At 71.4% G+C, this 17199-nt stretch carries 17 protein-coding genes and 1 tRNA gene; 9 read left to right on the top strand and 9 right to left on the bottom strand.

The window, feature by feature from the left end; translation table 11 throughout:
- Positions 1-12: 12 nt before the first annotated feature.
- A complete protein-coding gene (locus IWH25_RS09680) occupies positions 13-1932 on the bottom strand; it encodes an ATP-binding cassette domain-containing protein (protein WP_203389090.1) in 1920 nt (639 codons plus the stop codon).
- A 297-nt stretch (positions 1933-2229) separates the two neighbouring features.
- Between IWH25_RS09680 and IWH25_RS09675 the strand changes: the two genes are divergently transcribed.
- The 3 genes from IWH25_RS09675 to IWH25_RS09665 all read left to right on the top strand — a co-directional run bounded on the left by IWH25_RS09675 (position 2230) and on the right by IWH25_RS09665 (position 3472).
- The gene (locus tag IWH25_RS09675; protein ID WP_203389089.1) at positions 2230-2589 is read left to right on the top strand and encodes a metal-sulfur cluster assembly factor; all 360 of its coding nucleotides are present in this window, start codon (positions 2230-2232) and stop codon (positions 2587-2589) included.
- A gap of 14 nt (positions 2590-2603) precedes the next feature.
- Entirely contained in the window at positions 2604-2882 is a 279-nt protein-coding gene (locus IWH25_RS09670; protein ID WP_203389088.1) for a DUF2249 domain-containing protein, read from the top strand.
- A 125-nt stretch (positions 2883-3007) separates the two neighbouring features.
- Entirely contained in the window at positions 3008-3472 is a 465-nt protein-coding gene (locus IWH25_RS09665) for a hemerythrin domain-containing protein (RefSeq protein ID WP_203389087.1), read from the top strand.
- Here the strand turns inward: IWH25_RS09665 and IWH25_RS09660 are convergent.
- On the bottom strand, positions 3405-4616 hold the full coding sequence (locus IWH25_RS09660) for an MFS transporter (protein ID WP_238999056.1): 1212 nt from the start codon (positions 4614-4616) through the stop codon (positions 3405-3407). The genes IWH25_RS09665 and IWH25_RS09660 overlap by 68 nt on opposite strands.
- Positions 4617-4683: 67 nt before the next feature.
- Between IWH25_RS09660 and IWH25_RS09655 the strand changes: the two genes are divergently transcribed.
- Positions 4684-4758: transfer RNA gene (locus IWH25_RS09655), tRNA-Arg, on the top strand.
- Between the two features lie 49 nt (positions 4759-4807).
- On the opposite strand, the gene IWH25_RS09650 is transcribed toward IWH25_RS09655, so the two are convergent.
- From IWH25_RS09650 to IWH25_RS09625, 6 genes are all read right to left on the bottom strand, one after another.
- Positions 4808-5515: an ABC transporter ATP-binding protein gene (locus tag IWH25_RS09650; protein WP_203389086.1), complete on the bottom strand. Its 708-nt coding sequence runs from the start codon at positions 5513-5515 to the stop codon at positions 4808-4810.
- Position 5516: 1 nt separating this feature from the next.
- Positions 5517-6722, bottom strand: coding sequence for an ABC transporter permease (locus IWH25_RS09645; protein WP_203389085.1), 1206 nt, complete (start codon positions 6720-6722; stop codon positions 5517-5519).
- Entirely contained in the window at positions 6719-7867 is a 1149-nt protein-coding gene (locus IWH25_RS09640; protein WP_203389084.1) for an efflux RND transporter periplasmic adaptor subunit, read from the bottom strand. Before IWH25_RS09640 ends, IWH25_RS09645 begins: the two co-directional genes overlap by 4 nt.
- Complete coding sequence (locus IWH25_RS09635) at positions 7864-8475, bottom strand: TetR/AcrR family transcriptional regulator (RefSeq protein WP_203389083.1); 612 nt, start codon at positions 8473-8475, stop codon at positions 7864-7866. Before IWH25_RS09635 ends, IWH25_RS09640 begins: the two co-directional genes overlap by 4 nt.
- Before the next feature lie 227 nt (positions 8476-8702).
- Complete coding sequence (gene ycaC, locus IWH25_RS09630) at positions 8703-9329, bottom strand: isochorismate family cysteine hydrolase YcaC (RefSeq protein WP_203389082.1); 627 nt, start codon at positions 9327-9329, stop codon at positions 8703-8705.
- 39 nt (positions 9330-9368) lie between these two features.
- Positions 9369-10247, bottom strand: a complete 879-nt coding sequence (locus tag IWH25_RS09625) for a pirin family protein (protein ID WP_203389081.1) — start codon at positions 10245-10247, stop codon at positions 9369-9371.
- A 98-nt stretch (positions 10248-10345) separates the two neighbouring features.
- On the opposite strand from IWH25_RS09625, the gene IWH25_RS09620 reads away from it, so the two are divergent.
- Positions 10346-11239, top strand: a complete 894-nt coding sequence (locus tag IWH25_RS09620) for a LysR family transcriptional regulator (RefSeq protein WP_203389080.1) — start codon at positions 10346-10348, stop codon at positions 11237-11239.
- Positions 11240-11258: 19 nt separating this feature from the next.
- Here the strand turns inward: IWH25_RS09620 and IWH25_RS09615 are convergent, their stop codons facing one another.
- Positions 11259-12161 carry a LysR family transcriptional regulator gene (locus IWH25_RS09615; protein ID WP_203389079.1) on the bottom strand — a complete coding sequence of 301 codons (903 nt, stop codon included), beginning with the start codon at positions 12159-12161 and terminating at the stop codon, positions 11259-11261.
- A gap of 138 nt (positions 12162-12299) precedes the next feature.
- Here IWH25_RS09615 and IWH25_RS09610 point away from each other — a divergent pair, with 138 nt between their 5' ends.
- From IWH25_RS09610 to IWH25_RS09595, 4 genes are all read left to right on the top strand, one after another.
- Positions 12300-12899 carry an FMN-dependent NADH-azoreductase gene (locus IWH25_RS09610; protein WP_203389078.1) on the top strand — a complete coding sequence of 200 codons (600 nt, stop codon included), beginning with the start codon at positions 12300-12302 and terminating at the stop codon, positions 12897-12899.
- Between the two features lie 170 nt (positions 12900-13069).
- Positions 13070-13954, top strand: coding sequence for an EamA family transporter (locus tag IWH25_RS09605; protein ID WP_203389077.1), 885 nt, complete (start codon positions 13070-13072; stop codon positions 13952-13954).
- Positions 13955-14019: 65 nt separating this feature from the next.
- Positions 14020-15174 carry a ChaN family lipoprotein gene (locus IWH25_RS09600; RefSeq protein WP_203389076.1) on the top strand — a complete coding sequence of 385 codons (1155 nt, stop codon included), beginning with the start codon at positions 14020-14022 and terminating at the stop codon, positions 15172-15174.
- A gap of 10 nt (positions 15175-15184) precedes the next feature.
- On the top strand, positions 15185-17188 hold the full coding sequence (locus tag IWH25_RS09595; RefSeq protein WP_203389075.1) for a M1 family metallopeptidase: 2004 nt from the start codon (positions 15185-15187) through the stop codon (positions 17186-17188).
- Positions 17189-17199: the final 11 nt, after the last annotated feature.

The raw sequence follows: 17199 nt of genomic DNA, 5'->3' as shown, positions 1-17199 counted from the left end.
GGCGCGGCCGGCTCAGCTCCGCGCCACCATCGCTTCCAGCGCCTCCCAGCGCTCGAGCAGCGCCAGCAGCTCGTCGTCGATCTCGGAGAGGCGCGTGGCGAAGCCCTGCGCCGCCTGCGGGTCGCTGGCGTAGAGCGCGGGATCTTCGAGCTTCGCGGTCAGCGACTTCTGCTCTTCCTCCAGCGCGGCGATCTTCGCCGGCAGCGCGTCGAGCTCGCGCTGGTCCTTGTACGAGAGCTTGGTCGGCGCGCCGCGCGGCTTCTCGGCCGCCGGCTTCGGCGCTTCCTTCTGCTTCGTCGCCTGCGCCTCGGCTGCTTCCGCGGCGCGGCGCTGCTGCTGGTAATTGGCCCAGTCGCTGTAGCCGCCGGCGTATTCGTGCCAGACGCCGTCGCCCTCGGCGGCGATCGTCTGCGTCACCACCGCATCGAGGAACGCGCGGTCGTGGCTGACCAGGAACAGCGTGCCGGGGTAGTCCTGCAGCAGCTCTTCGAGCAGCTCCAGCGTCTCGATGTCGAGATCGTTGGTCGGCTCGTCGAGCACCAGCACGTTCGCCGGCCGCGCGAAGAGGCGCGCCAGCAAGAGGCGGTTGCGCTCGCCGCCGGACAGCGACTTGACCGGCGAGCGCGCGCGCTGCGGGGCGAACAGAAAGTCGCCGAGATAACTGATGACGTGTTTCTTGACGCCGGCGATCTCGACGTAGTCGGAACCCGGCGAGATCACATCGACCAGCGCCGCCTCCGGGTCGAGCTGGGCGCGGAACTGGTCGAAGTAGGCGACCTCGATCTTGGTGCCCTGGCGCACCTTGCCTTCGTCGGGCTGCAGCTCGCCGAGGATCAGCCGCAACAGCGTCGTCTTGCCGGCGCCGTTGGGACCGATCAGGCCGATCTTGTCGCCGCGCATCAGGCGGGTCGAGAAGTCGCGCACGACGACCTTGTCGCCGAAGCGCTTGGTCACGTTGCTCAGCTCGGCGACGAGCTGGCCGCTCTTCTCGCCGGCGTCCACCGCCAGTTCGACCCGGCCCTGCCGCTCGCGCCGCGCCGCGCGCTCGCGGCGCAGCTGCTCGAGGCGCAGCACGCGGCCTTCGTTGCGCGTGCGCCGGGCCTCCACGCCCTTCCTGATCCACACCTCTTCCTGCGCCAGGAACTTGTCGAACTTCGCGTTCGCCACTTCCTCGTCGTAGAGCATCTGCGCCTTGCGCTTCTGGTACTCGGCGAAGCTGCCCGGGCAGCTCATCAGCTTGCCGCGGTCGAGCTCGACGATGCGCGTGGCGACGCGGTCGAGGAAGCGCCGGTCGTGGGTGATGAAGAGCAGCGTCAGGTTCGACTCGATCAGCTGGTTTTCCAGCCATTCGATGGCGGCGATGTCGAGGTGGTTGGTCGGCTCGTCGAGCAGCAGCACGTCGGGCGACACGGCCAGCGCCTGCGCCAGCGCGAGGCGCTTCTTCTGGCCGCCGGAGAGGCTGCCGACCTTGGCGTCCGGGTCGAGCGAGAAGCGCTGGATCACGCGCTCGGCCTGCGACTCGTATTCCCACGCGCCGAGCGCTTCGAGCTCGGTCTGCAGGGTGTGCAGGCGGGCGAGCAGCGGCTCGTGCTCGGCGTCGCTCTCGGCCAGCCGGTGCGACACCTCGTGATATTCGGCCAAGAGCGCCGAGGTCGTGCCCATGCCGCCGACCACCGCCGCGAACACCGTCAGCTCCGGATCGAACGGCGGCTCCTGCGGCACGTAGCCGATGCGCGCGCCGGGCTGGCGCCAGACCTCGCCGTCGTCGAGCGCGCCGTGGCCGGCCAGCGCCGCCAGCAGCGAGGACTTGCCGGTGCCGTTGCGGCCGATCAGCGCGACGCGCTCGCCGGGGTCGAGCTGGAAGTCGGCATGGTCGAGGAGCGGCACGTGGCCGAAGGCGAGGGAAGCGTCGGAGAGGGTCAGGTAGGGCACGGTTCGGATACGGTTCAGATGCGGCCGGAACGCCGGCGAAGCGGCGCGGCGGACCGGCGGAAGCGGCGGGCGCCGTCGGCACCCGCTGCGGAACGGCAATTTTACCGTGTCCGGCGGCGCGCTGCCGGCCGATCTGCCGGCGCCGGACGCGGACCGGCGCACGGCCCGGCCGAGCGACGCGAGAAGCCCGGCGCGCTCCCACCCGGCACGCCCCCGCCAAAGATGCATGTAATTTGTTGCTTTAAGGATTTTCCGGTGCTACGATAAAGCTGTATTTAGTTTGCTTCTTTTGCCGCCATGGACGAAAACACCACCACCGCTCCCGACCCCGACGTCGTCCGCGCCGCGCTGCGCCAGGTGGTCGATCCCGAGGTCGGCATGAACATCGTCGACCTCGGCCTGGTGTACCGCATCGAGACCGAGCCGGCGATCGTCGTCGAGATGACGATGACCTCGCCGACCTGCCCGATGGGCGACCTGATCCTCGACGAAGTCCGCTACGAGCTGGCCGAGGCCTTCCCCGACGCGCCGCCGGCCGACCTCCGGCTGGTCTGGGAGCCGCCGTGGAACCCGTCGATGATGAGCGGCCGCGCCCGGCTGAATTTCGGCTGGCAGGAAGACGACGCACCGAACGCCATCCCCTCCCCCCACCCCTGAGCAAGGAGAACGGCATGAGCACCGCCCCCACCTGCAAGACCACCGTCGACGTGCGCACGATCCCGCCGCGCGAACGCCACCCGCTGATCTTCGGCAGCTTCGACGAACTCGCCCCCGGCGAGGCCCTGCTGCTGATCAACGACCACGACCCGAAGCCGCTGTTCTACCAGTTCCAGGCCGAGTCGCGCGGCGAGTTCACCTGGGACTACCTGGAAACCGGGCCGGAAGTCTGGCAGGTGCGCATCGGCCGCGCCGTCCGCGGCGAAGGGCCTGCCAGGGCCTGCGGTCACTGAGCGCGGCAGCGGCGGCCACGCCCTTCAGCCGCGATGTCGCCTCGGCCGCGCCCGCGCCGGGCCGAGGCGCCGCGCCACGACAACGATAGCCGCCACCAGCGGCAGCGAACGACACGGAGAACCCGATGAAACGCACCCCCGCCCTGCAGGACCTCTCGCGCGAACACCACGACGCGCTGAAGCTGGCGCGCCACGGCAAGCTCGCCGCGCTGTCCGGCGACGCCGCGACGGTCGCAGCCTACGGTGCGCACGTCGCGCGCTGCTTCGACAACGAAATGGAGCCGCACTTCCGCGAGGAGGAGAGCGAGCTGCTGCCCTTCCTCGCCGCCGCCGGCGACGGCGAGCTGGTCTGGCGCACGCTCGCCGAGCACGCCGAACTGCGCGCGCTGGCGATTGCGCTGCGGCAGCCGGACGCCGCCGCGCTGCTGCGCTTTTCCGAACTGCTGACGGCCCACGTCCGCTTCGAGGAGCGCGAGCTGTTCGCGGCGGCGCAGGCCGCCGGCTTCGGCGCGGCGGACGCGCTCAGCGCCGCGCCAAGACCGCCGTGCGCAGCAGCACGGCCGCCAGCAGCGCCAGCGCTCCGCCGCTGAGGAAGGCGGCGGCGGCGCCGAAGGCCGCCCAGACGCCGCCGAAGAACAGGCCGGCGGGAATCGCCGCCAGCCCGAGGGTCATGTTGTACCAGCCGAAGGCGGTGCCGCGTTCGTTCGCGTTGCCGATCTCGCCGACCAGCGCGCGCTCGGCGCCCTCGCCGATGCCGGCGCAGATGCCGAAGACCAGCGCCGCCGCCCACAGCGTCGCCGGCGAATCGACGAAGGCCAGCAGCTGGAAGGCCAGCCCGTGCGCCAGCCAATGCAGCAGCACGACGCGGCCGTGGCCGACGCGGTCGCCGAAGCGGCCGCCGAACCACGCGGTGACCGCCTTGGCGAAGCTCATCGCCGCCCACAGCAGCAGCAGCATCGGCACCGACATCGCCAGCTCGTGGCCGCGCAGCACGATGAAGGTCTCCGACGCGCGCGCCAGCGCGAACAGCGCCAGCACCAGGAAGTAACGACGCAGCCGCGGGTCGAGCAGGCGCCAGGCAAGCGGCGGCGGCGTCGCCTGCCGCCCCGCGCCAGCGCCCGCATCGGGACGCGCATCCGGCGCACCGGCGGCGGCATGGTCGCGCACCGCGAAGGCCACCAGCGCGACGCCGGCGAAGCCGGGCAGCGCCGACAGCAGGATGATCTGCGGCAGCGAGAGGTCGGACCACGACAGGCAGGCGGCGGCGAGCAGCGCGCCGCCCATCGCGCCGCCGTTGTCGAGCGCGCGGTGCAGGCCGTAGGCGCGGCCGCGCAGTGCGGGCGGCGTCGCATCGGCCACCAGCGCGTCGCGCGGCGCCGTGCGCAGCCCCTTGCCGACGCGGTCGACGCCGCGCAGCAGGACCACCGCGCCCCAGCTGCCGGCGACGCCGAGCAGCGGCCGCACGAGGTTGGAGAGGAAATAGCCGGCGAGCACGAAAGGCTTGCGCCGCCCGCCCCACAGGTCGGAGCGCCGGCCCGCCCACAGCTTCAGCCAGGATGCCACCGCCTCGGCGACGCCCTCGACCAGCCCGAGCGCCAGCGGCCCGGCGCCGAGCACCGCGGCGAGCAGGATCGGGATCAGCGGCGTCACCATCTCGGAAGCGAGGTCGTTGCAGAAACTGACCAGCCCGAGGACGACGACGACGCGCGGCAGGCGTTGGCGCGGCACGTTCATGATGTGTCGATTATCCCGCCAAACTGGCCGCGAAAGCGCGTAACCGCTACAATGCGCGCCTTGGTCGCTCCTCGTAGTTCAATGGATAGAACGGCCGCCTCCTAAGCGGCAAATACAGGTTCGATTCCTGTCGAGGGGACCATCACCTGTCGCAGGCGGCCGCTCCCGCAGCGCTCAGTCCGTCTGCAACTTCACAACTCCCGTCCCTCGCCGCGCTCCTCGACCGTCCGTCCGTCGCGGATGTGATAGAGGCGCTTGAAGGTGGGGATGATCTTTTCGTCGTGTGTGACGACGACTATGGCCGTGCTGAACTGACGGGCCATCCGGTTCAGGATGCGGACGACGGCGAGCGCGCGCTCGCTGTCGAGCGGGGCCGTCGGTTCGTCGGCGAGGATCACCGGCGGCTGGTTAGCGAGCGCCCGGGCGATCGCCACGCGCTGCTGTTCTCCGCCCGAAAGCTGCGACGGCCGCGCCTTTGCCCGGTGGCCGACGTCGAGCGCGTCGAGCAGTTCATGCGCCCGCTTCCGTGCATCTCCGTTTTGCCGCCCGGCCAGCATCGGCAGCAAGGCAACGTTGTCGGCGACATCGAGGAACGGTATGAGGTAAGGCGCCTGAAAGACGAAGCCGATGCGGTCGCGACGCAGGGTGCGCAAATCCGGGGGCTTCCAGCCGTTGTCGTAGATCACTTCGTCGCCGAGGGCGATCCGCCCGCCGCTCGGTTCGACGACGGCGCCCAGGCATTTCAGCAGCGTGCTTTTCCCGGAGCCCGACGGGCCGATCAGGCCGACCACCTCGCCGGCGGCAACCTCCATGTCGACGCCCCTGAGCGCATCGACGGCGGCGTCGCCGCGCCCGTAGCGCTTGCGCAGGCCCTCGATCCGGATTCCGTTGCCGGCCATCTCAGCCTCCGATCGCTTCCGCGGGGTCGACCTTCAGCGCGAGGCGGATGGCGACGACGCTGGACAGCGCGCAGATCGCCTGCACCGCGAGGAAGCCGAGGACCGAATCCTGCGGGGTGAGCAACACATATTTCGGGAAGAGAGGCGCGGAAAGGCTGGCGCTGATCTTGCCGACGACGAAGCCGATGACGCCGAGCGCGATCGCCTGCTGCAGGATCATCGCAGCGATGGTCCGATTGCGCGTGCCGATCAGCTTGAGCACGGCGATCTCGCGAATCTTGTCCATGGTCAGCGTGTAGATGATGAAGGCGACGATGGCCGCGCTGACGGCGGCGAGGATGACGAGGAACATGCCGATCTGGCGCGCAGAGGTGGCGATCAGCTTGCCGACAAGGATGCTTTCCATCTGCGCCCGCGTATAGACCGTCAGCCGCTTCCAGCGCCGGATGCTTTCCGCCACCTCGTCCGGCGCGTGTCCCGGCTGCAGCGTCAGCAGCACGGCGTTCACGAAGGCGTTGGTGGCCTGCGCAGCGTTAACGTCGTCCTGCAGCCCCGGCAGCCCGGGACGGTTGAATGCGGGATTCGCCTCGGTGCGGCGCCGCCCCTGCCAGATGGCGTCGTTGTCCTTCAGGAACTGAGCCTCCTGCGCGTCGCGGAGCGGAATGAAGACCATCGGGTCGCCGCTCGACGACACCATGCGCCGGGTCAGGCCGACCACCGTGTAGCGGTTCCGGCGAATGACGATCGATTCTCCGAGCGCGAAGCCGGTGGCGACGTCGGCGACCGCCTCGTAGTGGGCACGCGCGATCTGGTGGCCGGCGACGAGGTAGGGCGGCCACCCCGGCGTTGCGCCGGGTTCGCCGGACGCCACGCCGACGACCATGGCGCGCACGTCGCGCTCGGCCTGGCGCACCTGCATCGTGAGATAGGTGGCGTTGGCCGCACGCGCCACGCCCGGCATGGCGAGCAAGGTCCGGTAGGTGTCGTCGTTGACGCTCGACGACTCGGCGTACGGGCCGAGCGTCCCTTGCTGCACGACCCACAGGTCGGCGCCGCTGTTGTCGAGCAGCGCCTTGCCGTCGTCGACCATGCCGCGATAGACGCCGGCCATGATCAGTGTCGCGCCGATCAGCAGCCCCAGCCCGACCCCGGTGAAGACGAACTTCCCCCAGCTATGGACGATGTCGCGGCCGGAAAGGCTGATCATCTGACGCTCGCCGACAAATGGTCGACGATCCTGATGCGGGCGTCCGCCGTCAGCGTCCTCGCGCTGTGAGTGACAACGACGTCGCCTGCGGCGAGCCCCGCAAGCACCTGGACGCGCCCGTCGAGATCGGCCCGGCCGAGGCTGACCGGCGCGAACACGAGGCGTCCGTCGACGATCTTCCAGACCCCCTGGCGGCGACCGTCCTGTCGGATCGCCGCGTTGCCGACCATCGGCGCGGACGGCAGGGCCGGCAGCTCGACGGAGACCTCGGCCAGCTCGCCGAGCGCAGGCGCCTGCCGCAGCGTCTCGGTGAAGCTCACCTTGGCCAGGATCTCCTCGGTCACCGGGTCGGCACGCGGCTCGACGCGCGCGACCCGGCCATCGATGCCGGCGTCGCGCGAGCGCAGGACGATCCGCGCCGGCTGCCCGGAAGCCAGGCCGCCAGTACCGGCCTGGTCGAATCGCACGTTCACCCAGAGCTGGCCGGGCTCGATCAGCTCGACGACGGACTGGCCGGCGACGACCGTCGTCCCCGGGTCGGCGCCGCGCTGCACGACGAGCCCGTCAACCGGCGCGACCAGGCGCAGGTTCGCGCGCTGGGCCACCGATGCCGCGCGCTCGGCCCGGCTGCGCGCCACCTCGCCGCGCGCGGCGGCGAGCGCGGCGGCGGCGACCTTGAGCTCGTTCCGTTTCGTCACGAGCAACTCCTCGCTCACCATTCGGGCGGCAAACAGCTGCTCGTAGCGGCGCAGCTGTGCCGCCGCCTGCGCCTCGCGCGCGGCGGCTTCGCCGAGTGCTGCTTCCGCACGGCCGATCGCGGCATCCAGCGCATGTACGCGCGCGTCGAGATCGATCGGTTCCATTTCACCGAGGGTCTGGCCGGCCTTGACTCGGTCGCCGACGTTGACGTCGACCCGGCGCACGCGCCCGGCATAGGTCGGGCCGATCTTGAAGACCTGGCGGGCCTCGACGGTGCCGATGCCGAACAGCCCCGGTACCAGCGGCCTGGCCTCGACGCGGGTCACGGCGACCTCGACCGGGGCGAGAGGGCCGGAGCGCAGCGCGACGTAGGCGAACAGCCCGAGGATCGGCACCAGCACGCCGATCAGCGCGAGCGTGCGACGCTCGATTGCCGGCAGCCTCATGCCGGCCTCCCGTTCACAATGCCGGCGCGATAGATGGCGAACACCCGCGGCGCGTCGTCTCGAATGCTGCGGACATCGCCGGCAAGCATCGACTGCATGACCAGGCCTTGGATCGAGCCGATGAACATCGTGCCCGCCGCCTCGACGTCGAGCCCGGGCGCCAGTTCGCCGCTGGCCACCCCCGCCGCAAGAAGGCGGTTCAGGCGTTCCCGGTACTGGCCGATCAGCGTCTGCACGACGCGCTTCGCCGGGCTCGGCCCCGGGCGCTGCAGCTCGCCGAAGAGCATGCGCGGCACGCCGGGGTGCTCGGCGACGAAGCCGACATGGCTCATGAACATCGCCTCCATCGCCGCCAGCGGCGTACCGGCGGTCCGCGCCGAACGGTCGATCCGTTCGAGCAGCCGCTCCGCCACCCACGCGAGGACCGCGTGCCAGATCGCGTCCTTGTTCGGGAAATGGCGGAACAGCGCGCCCTGCGTCAGGTTCATGTGCTTGGCGATGGCGGCGGTGGTGATTTCGCTGGGATTCTGGCGGCCGGCGAGATCGATCACCGCCTCGACCGTGGTCGCCTTGCGTTCGTCGGCGGGAAGGTATTTGGACGTGGGCATGGTCGCTCGCAAAAGATAGTAATTGATTACTATCTTAACCGATCTCCAAGAAGATGCAAGCGCCCCGCTCCGCTGCAGCGCGCCGCATGGGCGCAGGCGAGCGCGCGGAAGCGCGCCGCCCGCGGCCCCCGGGCCGGCCGGCGCATCGTCGGCGACAAACCCGGAGGCGGCGGCGCACGCCGGACGGGCCGGCGGCGGGACCCCGCTCACCCGGGGCCCGACCGGCCTTACTTGCTGTTCTGGACCGTGGTGTAGCTGTTGATCAGGTTGCGGTAGTCGGGGATGTGGTTCGCGAACAGCGTGCCCAGGCCCTCGATGTCGTTGCGCCAGTCGCGGTGCAGTTCGCAGGCGACGCCGAACCAGGTCATCAGCTGCGCGCCGGCGGCCGACATGCGGTCCCAGGCCGAGAGGCGGGTGAGCTCGTTGAAGGTGCCGGAGGCGTCGGTGACGACGAACACTTCGTAGCCCTCTTCCAGCGCGGACAGCGCCGGGAAGGCCACGCACACTTCGGTGACGATGCCGGCGATGATCAGCTGCTTCTTGCCGGTGGCCTTCACCGCCTTGACGAAGTCCTCGTTGTCCCAGGCGTTGATCTGGCCCGGGCGGGCGATGTACGGCGCGTCCGGGAAGGTTTCCTTGAGCTCGGTCATCAGCGGGCCGTTCGGACCGTTCTCGAAGCTCGTCGTCAGGATGGTCGGCAGCTTGAAGTACTTCGCCAGGTCGGCCAGCGCCAGCACGTTGTTGCGGAAGCGGTCGGGATCGATGTCGCGGACGAGCGAGGACAGGCCGGACTGGTGGTCGACCAGCAGGACGGCGGCGTTGTTCTTGTCGAGGCGGACGTAGGGCTTGCTCATGGTGGATCTCCTTTGCAGGGGTTGGGGGGTGCTGCGGGGTTAGCGGCCGATCTGTCCGAAGCGGCCGTGGTTGAAATCGTCGATCGCCCGGACGATCTCGTCCTGGCTGTTCATCACGAAGGGGCCGTAGCCGACGACCGGTTCGTCGATCGGCTCGCCGCCGAGCAGCAGCAGCGTCGTATCGGCGGTGACGGCGAATTCCAGGCGGCTGCCGGCACGCTCGAGCACGGCCAGTTCGGCGGCGCGAACGTCGTGGCGCTCCTCGAGGCGGATCGCGCCGTGCAGCACGAACAGCGCGGCGGTGTGTCCCGCCGGCAGCTCGAAGGCGACGCGATGCGCGGCCTTCAGGCGCAGGTCCCAGACGTTGATCGGCGTGAAGGTGCGCGCCGGGCCCACCGCTTCGACACGGCCATCGGCGTAGCGGCCGGCGATGATGCGGGCGGTACCGGCATTGCGCGGCAGTTCGACTTCGGGAATCCGGTCGGCGGTGATGCCCTGGTAGCCGGGCGCGGACATCTTGTCTTTCGCCGGCAGGTTGACCCACAACTGGACCATCTCGAAGGCGCCGCCTTGCTGCGCGAATTCCGGGCTATGGAACTCCTCGTGGATGACGCCCGCAGCGGCGGTCATCCACTGCACGTCGCCGGGGCCGATGGTGCCGCCGCCGCCCGAGGAATCGCGGTGCGCGACGCCGCCCTGATAGACGATGGTCACCGTTTCGAAGCCGCGATGCGGATGCTGGCCGACGCCGAGCTTGCGCGCGGTGGCCGGAAAATCGGCCGGGCCGGCATAGTCCATCAGCAGGAAGGGGGACATCTCGCGGGCGATGTCGCTATAGGAAAAGATGCTGCGCACCGGGAAGCCGTCGCCGACCCAGTGCCGGCCGTTGCTGCGCTTGATGAAGGCCAGTTTTTTCATGACTGCGCTCCGTTGTTCGTCGATGGACGTACTTTAGGCGGCAGACAATTGATCCACTAGATGGTTAAATACGAAAACACTTTACATATGGTTGGATAATGGACCTGAACCAGGCTGCGGTCTTCGTCAAGGTCGTCCAGGCCGGCAGCTTCAGCGCCGCCGCCCGCCTGCTCGGCCTGCCGACCTCGACGGTCAGCCATCGGGTGATGACGCTGGAAAAGCGGCTGGGCGTCACGCTGCTGCAGCGGACGACGCGGCGGCTGCATCTCACCGAGGCCGGCGAGCTGTACTTCGCGCACGCCGCGACCGGGCTCGGGCACATGCTCGATGCCGAGGCCGCGGTGACCGAAGCGCTCGGCGAGCCGAGCGGGCGGCTGCGCGCGACGGCGCCGGCGGACCTCGGCGATCACCTGCTGGCCGGGATCATGGCCCGGATGCGGCGCGAGCATCCGAAAGTGCAGGTCGAGATGCTGCTGACGGATCGCTACGTCGATCTGGTCGCCGAGGGCGTCGATGTCGCGATCCGCACCGGCCACCTCAAGGATTCGTCGCTGATCGCCAGGCAGGTCGGCATCGCCCGCTGGGAGCCGGTGGCCAGCCCCGACTACCTGGCATCGGCGCCGCCCCTCGATTCGCCGCAGTCCCTGCGCCACCACTGCTGCCTGCAATTCACGCCGCTCGGCCGCGATGCGTGGACGCTGACCGACCCCCACGGCAGCGTCGTCGTGCCGCTGCCGGGGCAGGTCATGGTCAATGACATCCGGGTCGTGCGCGCGCTGGCGATCGCCGGCGAAGGCGTCGCCCTGCTGCCGCTCTACCTGTGCCGCGAGGAGTGCGCAACGGGCCGGCTGGTCCAGGTGCTGCCGGCCTGGCACGCCAAGGCGGACCCGATCCACCTCATCCATCCGCGGCAACGCTTCATGCCGCCCAAGCTGCGCGCCTTCGTCGATCTCGCGGCGAAGGAGTTGCGCAGCGGCCTGCGCACCGACTAGCGCGCCGCCCCTGCCCCGACTACGCCTCCGCCAGCGCTTCCTGCAGCATGTCGACGAACACCCGCGTCCGCGCCGGCAGCAGGCGGCGGCCCGGGGTCACGCTCCACAGCGTCACCGTCGGCAGCTGCCAGTCCGGCAGCACGCGCACCAGCCTGCCCTGCGCCAGCCAGTCGCGCACGTAGCGCTCGGAGAGGCCGACGATGCCCATGCCGTGCGCGGCGAGGTCGCGCAGCAGGTTGAGCGAATTGGCGGCGAGCGCGCCGTCGGGGATGCCGGTCCATTCGCGCTTGCCGTCGGCCAGTTGCCAGGGCGCGACCTCGCCGGTGCCGCCGATCAGGCGCAGGCCGACGTGGCCGCGCAGCAGCTCGTCGGGCGTCCGCGGCGCGCCGTAGCGCTTCAGGTAGGCGGGGCTGGCGTAGAGGCCGTTGTGCATGTCGCACAGCTTGCGCGCGACCAGCGTCGCGTCGTCGGGCAGGCGGGCGGCGGCGCGCAGCGCGAGGTCGTAGCGCTCGGCGAGCAGGTCGACGCGGCGCGGCGAGAGGTCGAGTTCGAGGCGCACCTCCGGGTAGCGCGCGGCGAACTGGAGCAGGAACTGCGTCAGGTCGAGCTCGGCGAAGTTCGGCACCAGCGACACGCGCAGCACGCCGCGCGGCGTCGCCTGCCGGTGCTGCGCCAGCGCCGCCGCGGCGTCGGCCTCCTCCTGCAGGCGGCGGGCGTGCTCGAGGATGCGCTCGCCGAACTCGGTCAGCGTCAGCCGCCGCGTCGTGCGCGTCAGCAGGCGCTCGCCGAGCTTTGCTTCGAGCTGCGTGATGCGCCGCGACAGCGTCGATTTGGGCTGCCCGCCTCGCTCGGCGGCGCGCGAGAAGCTGCCGGCATCGACGACCGCGGCGAAGAGGATCAGGTCGTTGGCGTCGAGGCTCATCGCCCCTCCTTTTGTTCCGAATATGGAACAGTATAACCAATCAGACTGTATTTATCGGTACGTTTTGGATCAATAGAATGGCTTCCATGCATCGGGCCCCGGCGGTCCGGTCCCGAACCCCCAAACGGAGAAGCCACCATGAACATCCTGCAGATCAACGCCAGCGCCCGCGCCAGCGGCGCCAACTCGACCCGTCTCGCCGACGCCATCACCGCCCGCCTGCGCGCGCAGCACCCGGAGGCCGTCGTCGAGCTGCGCGACCTCGCCACCGACCCGCACCCGGTGCTCGACGAGCCGGCGCTCGGCGCGCTGTTCACGCCGGCCGGCGAGCGCACGCCGGAACAGGCGGCGCGCGTCGCCCTCGACGACGCGCTGATCGCGCAGGTGCAGGCGGTCGACGTCATCGTGCTCGGCGTGCCGATGTACAACTTCGGCGTGCCGGTGCAGCTGAAGACCTGGATCGACGCGATCGCCCGCGCCGGCGTCACCTTCCGCTACACCGCCAACGGCCCGGAGGGCCTGCTCACCGGCAAGAAGGTCTATGTCGCGCTCGCCCGCGGCGGTCTCTACCGCGACACCCCGGCCGACTCGCAGGTGCCCTACCTGAAGAGCGTGCTCGCCTTCCTCGGCATGACCGACGTCGAGTTCGTCTATGCCGAAGGCCTGGCAATGGGCGCCGACGCGGCGACCAAGGGCTTCGCCGAAGCCGAAGCCCAGCTCGAAGAACTGTTCGCCTGAGCGATGCGCCTCGCGCATCGCGAAGAAGTGCCCTTGGGGTGCGCCTGAGCGATGCGCCTGGCGCATCGCGAGGAAGTCCTCCTGGGGGGCGCCTGAGGCCTGACGCCTCCTCGCCGCCGCTGGCCCGGGCAACCGGCACCGGCCCCTTTTCCTTCCGCGGAGTCCCGTCGATGTCCGTTCCCGAACGCCTGCAGGCGCCGCTCATCACGCTGCTCACCGCGCTCGCGCCGGTGATCTGGGGCAGCACCTACGTCGTCACCAGCGAACTGCTGCCGCCCGACCGGCCCTTCCACGCGGCGCTGCTGCGCGTGCTGCCGGCCGGCCTGCTGCTGCTCGCCGCCACCCGGCTGCTGCCGGCGCGCGGCGAATGGTGGCGCCTCGCCGTGCTCGGCACGCTCAACATCGGCGCCTTCCAGGCGCTGCTCTTCGTCGCCGCCTACCGCCTGCCCGGCGGGCTGGCGGCGGTGCTCGGCGCGACGCAGCCGCTGCTGGTGATGGCGCTGGTCTGGCTCGCCGACCGGCAGCGGCCGCCGGCGCTGGCGCTGGTCGCGGCGGCGGTCGGCATCGCCGGCATGGCGGCGATGCTGCTCGGCCCGGACAGCCGCTGGGATGCGCTCGGCGCCGGCGCGGCCCTGCTCGGCGCCGCCTGCATGGCGGCCGGCACCTGGCTCGGCCGCCGCTGGCGGAACGGCCTGCCGGTGCTCGCGCTGACCGGCTGGCAGCTGAGCATCGGCGGCCTCGTCCTGCTGCCGCTCGCGCTCGCCTTCGAGGCGCCGCTGCCGCCGCTGGCGCCGGCCGCCGTCGCCGGCTACGCCTACCTCTCGCTGTTCGGCGCGCTGCTCACCTACCTGCTGTGGTTCCGCGGCGTCGCCCGGCTGTCGCCGGTGGCCGTCTCCTCGCTGGCGCTGCTCAGCCCGCTGACCGCCGTGATCCTCGGCTGGGCGCTGCTCGGGCAGTCGCTGCGCGGGCTGTCGCTGGCGGGCCTGGTCGCCGTGCTCGGCAGCGTGCTGGCGATCCAGTGGGCGATGTCGCTCAAGGAGGCGGCAGCGGACTGAACCGCCGGCGCGGCGAAGCGGCATAATCCCGATGACCACAGGATGAATCGCCGAAGGGAAATCCGATGCGCCCACGCCGTATCCGCCATGCCGTCATCGCCGTCGCCTGCGCGCTGCCGCTCGCCGCCTGCGCGGCGCCCGCCGACACCTGCGGCCAGCCCGGCCAGTGGCTGGTTCCCGGCAAGACCGCGGCGCCGCTGACCAGCGCCGCCATCATCGAGCGCGTCGCCGACCGGCAGGCGGTGCTGCTCGGCGAATCGCACGAGAGCGCCGAGGACCACCGCTGGCAGCTGCACACGCTGGCGCAGCTGCACGCGAAGCGGCCGCAGCTGGCGCTGGCGCTGGAGATGTTCCCGCGCCGGCTGCAGCCGCTGCTCGACCGCTGGGTCGCCGGCGAGTTCAGCGAAAGCGCGTTCCTGCGCCAGGCGGAATGGGACAAGGTGTGGGGCTACGACGCGCGCGACTACCTGCCGCTGTTCCACTTCGCGCGCATGCACCGGCTGCCGATGCTGGCGATGAACGTCGAGCGCGAGCTGATCGACGCGGTCGCCCGCAACGGCTGGGACGCGGTCGCGGAGAAACAGAAGGAAGGCCTGACGCGGCCGGCGAAGCCGTCCGCCGAATACCAGAAGATCCTGCGCCGGATCTACGAGCACCACCCGGAGAAGGTCGACGGCGACAAGGGCTTCCAGCGCTTCGCCGAGGCGCAGGCGACCTGGGACCGCGGCATGGCGCAGACGATCGCCGAGCACCTGAAGCAGAACCCGGGCAGCCTCGTCGTCGGCATCGTCGGCGCCGGCCACGTGCGCCACGGGCACGGCATCGCGCACCAGCTGCGCGACCTCGGCGTCGCCCGCAGCGGGCTGCTGCTCACCTGGCGGCAGGACGAGCCGTGCAGCGAGATCGCCGCCGGCGTCGCCGACGCGCTGCTGGTCGTCGCGCCGCCGGCGGCCAACCCGCCGCGGCTGGGCATCACGATGGAGAGCGAGAAGGGCGGCGTGCGCATCGCGCGCGTGCTCGCCGACAGCGTCGCCGACAAGTCCGGGATCAAGGCCGGCGACCTCGTCGTCGAGGCGCGCGGGCTGCCGCTGCGCGACCTGCAGGCGCTGCGCTACGCGGTACAGCAGCAGACGCCCGGCACCTGGCTGCCGCTGAAGGTGAAGCGCGGCGGCGAGGAGCTGGAGATCGTCGTCCGCTTCCCGGTCGACGACAGCAGGTAGGGAGGCCGCGATGCGCTGCCGCCCCCGCTCGCTTGCGAAACGACTGCTGCCGCTGCTGGCGGCGTTCCCCTTCGCCGCGGCCGCCACGCCGCAGCTCGACCTCGACGTCCGCCTCGACCCGGCGACGCGCGCCTTCGCCGCCACCGCCCGCCTTGCCGAGAGCGAGCCGACGCGTTCGCTGGCCGGCTTCGCGCTGGCGCCGAACTTCGAGATCACCGCGCTCAGCGTCGACGGCCGCGCCGTGCCGCCTGTCGCGACGCCGCGCGCCGGCCGCCAGTGGGTGCGCCTGCCGGCCGGCACCAAGCGCGCGGAGATCGCCTACCGCGCGACGCTCGCCCCGCTGCAGGCGCTCGACCACCGCGAGGTGCTGCAGTCGCGCGCGCCGACCGCCGACCCCGACGGCAGCTTCCTGCCCGCCGTCGCCGGCTGGTACCCCGACCCCGGCGAGCTGTTCAGCTACCGCGTCGCGCTGGCGCTGCCCGCCGGCCAGAAGGGGCTGACGCCGGGCGAACTGGTGCACGAGCGCGACGACGCCGACGGCTACCGCGCCGAATTCCGCTTCCCGCAGCCGGCCGACGGCATCGACCTGATGGCCGGCCCCTACGTCGTCGGCGAGCGCACGCTGACGCTGGCAGGCGACCGGAAAATCCGCATCCGCACCTGGTTCCACCCCGAGCTCGCCTCGCTCGCCACCGGCTACCTCGACGACTCGGCGCGCTACGTCGAGCGCTACAGCCGGCTGATCGGCGACTACCCGTTCGCGCTGTTCAGCGTCGTCTCCAGCCCGACGCCGACCGGCTTCGGCATGCCCGGCCTGACCTACCTCGGCCGCGACGTGCTGCGCCTGCCCTTCATCCGCGCCACCTCGCTCGGCCACGAGGTGCTGCACAACTGGTGGGGCAACGGCGTCTATCCGGACTGGGCGAAGGGCAACTGGTCGGAAGGGCTGACCACCTTCCTCGCCGACTACGCCTACAAGGAGGACGAGGGCGAGGCGGCGGCGCTCGACATGCGGCTGGGCTGGCTGCGCGACCTCGCCGCGGTGCCGCCGGGTGCGGATACCGCGCTGCGCGATTTCGTCGCGCGCCGCCACGGCATCTCGTCGATCGTCGGCTACAACAAGGCGGCGATGCTGTTCCTGATGCTCAAGGACGAGATCGGCGCCGACGTCTTCGAACGCGGCCTGCGCCGCTTCTGGCACGAGCAGCGCTTCCGCAGCGCCGGCTGGGCGGAACTGGAGGCCGCCTTCGCGCGCGAGGCCGGGCGGCCGCTGCGCGGCTTCTTCAAGCAGTGGGTCGAGCGCGCCGGCGCGCCGGCGCTGCAGCTGGCCGCCGCCGAACGGCAAGGCGACGCGCTGGCGGTGACGCTGACGCAGCGCGGCGCCGGCAGCCCCTACGCGCTCGCCGTGCCGCTGCGCCTGGTCTTCGCCGACCGCGTCGAGACGCGCCGCGTGCCGCTCGCGACGGCGCGCGCGACGATCGTGCTGAAGGACGCGGGCGCCGCGCAGGCGGTCGAGCTCGACCCCGACTACCGCCTGTGGCGCCGCGTCGACCCCGCCGTGCTGCCGGCGATCCTGCGCGAGGTCTTCGTCGCGCCGCAGGCGGCGCTGCAGACAGTCGACGCCGACCCGGCGCTGCAGGCGGCGGCGCGCGCGCTGGCGGTGCGGCTGCTCGATTCGGGCGTCAAGGCGGAAACCGCGGGACCGGCGCCGATGCTGGTCATCGGCAGCGCGCCGGCGGTCGACGCCTGGCTCGCCGCGCGCGGCCTGCCGCCGCGACCGGCGACCGCCGGCGGCCGCGGCACGGCGCAGGTGTGGGCCGGGCGCGACGCGGCGGGAACGCCGTACGCCGTCGTCTCCGGGAACGACGCCGCCGCGCTGCGCGCGCTCGAGCGCGGGCTGCCGCACTACGGGCGGCAGAGCTGGCTGGTATTCGACGGCGGCAGGGCGGCGGACAAGGGAGTGTGGCCGCCGCGGACGGAGCGGATCGCGGTGGGCGGCCGGGCGCCGAAGTGACGGCGCCGGCC

It is taken from the genome of Azospira restricta (assembly GCF_016858125.1).
GTDB classification, from domain to species: Bacteria; Pseudomonadota; Gammaproteobacteria; order Burkholderiales; family Rhodocyclaceae; genus Proximibacter; species Proximibacter restrictus.
Note: the sequence above shows the minus strand (reverse complement) of the source record. Positions and strands in the feature narration are given on the sequence as shown.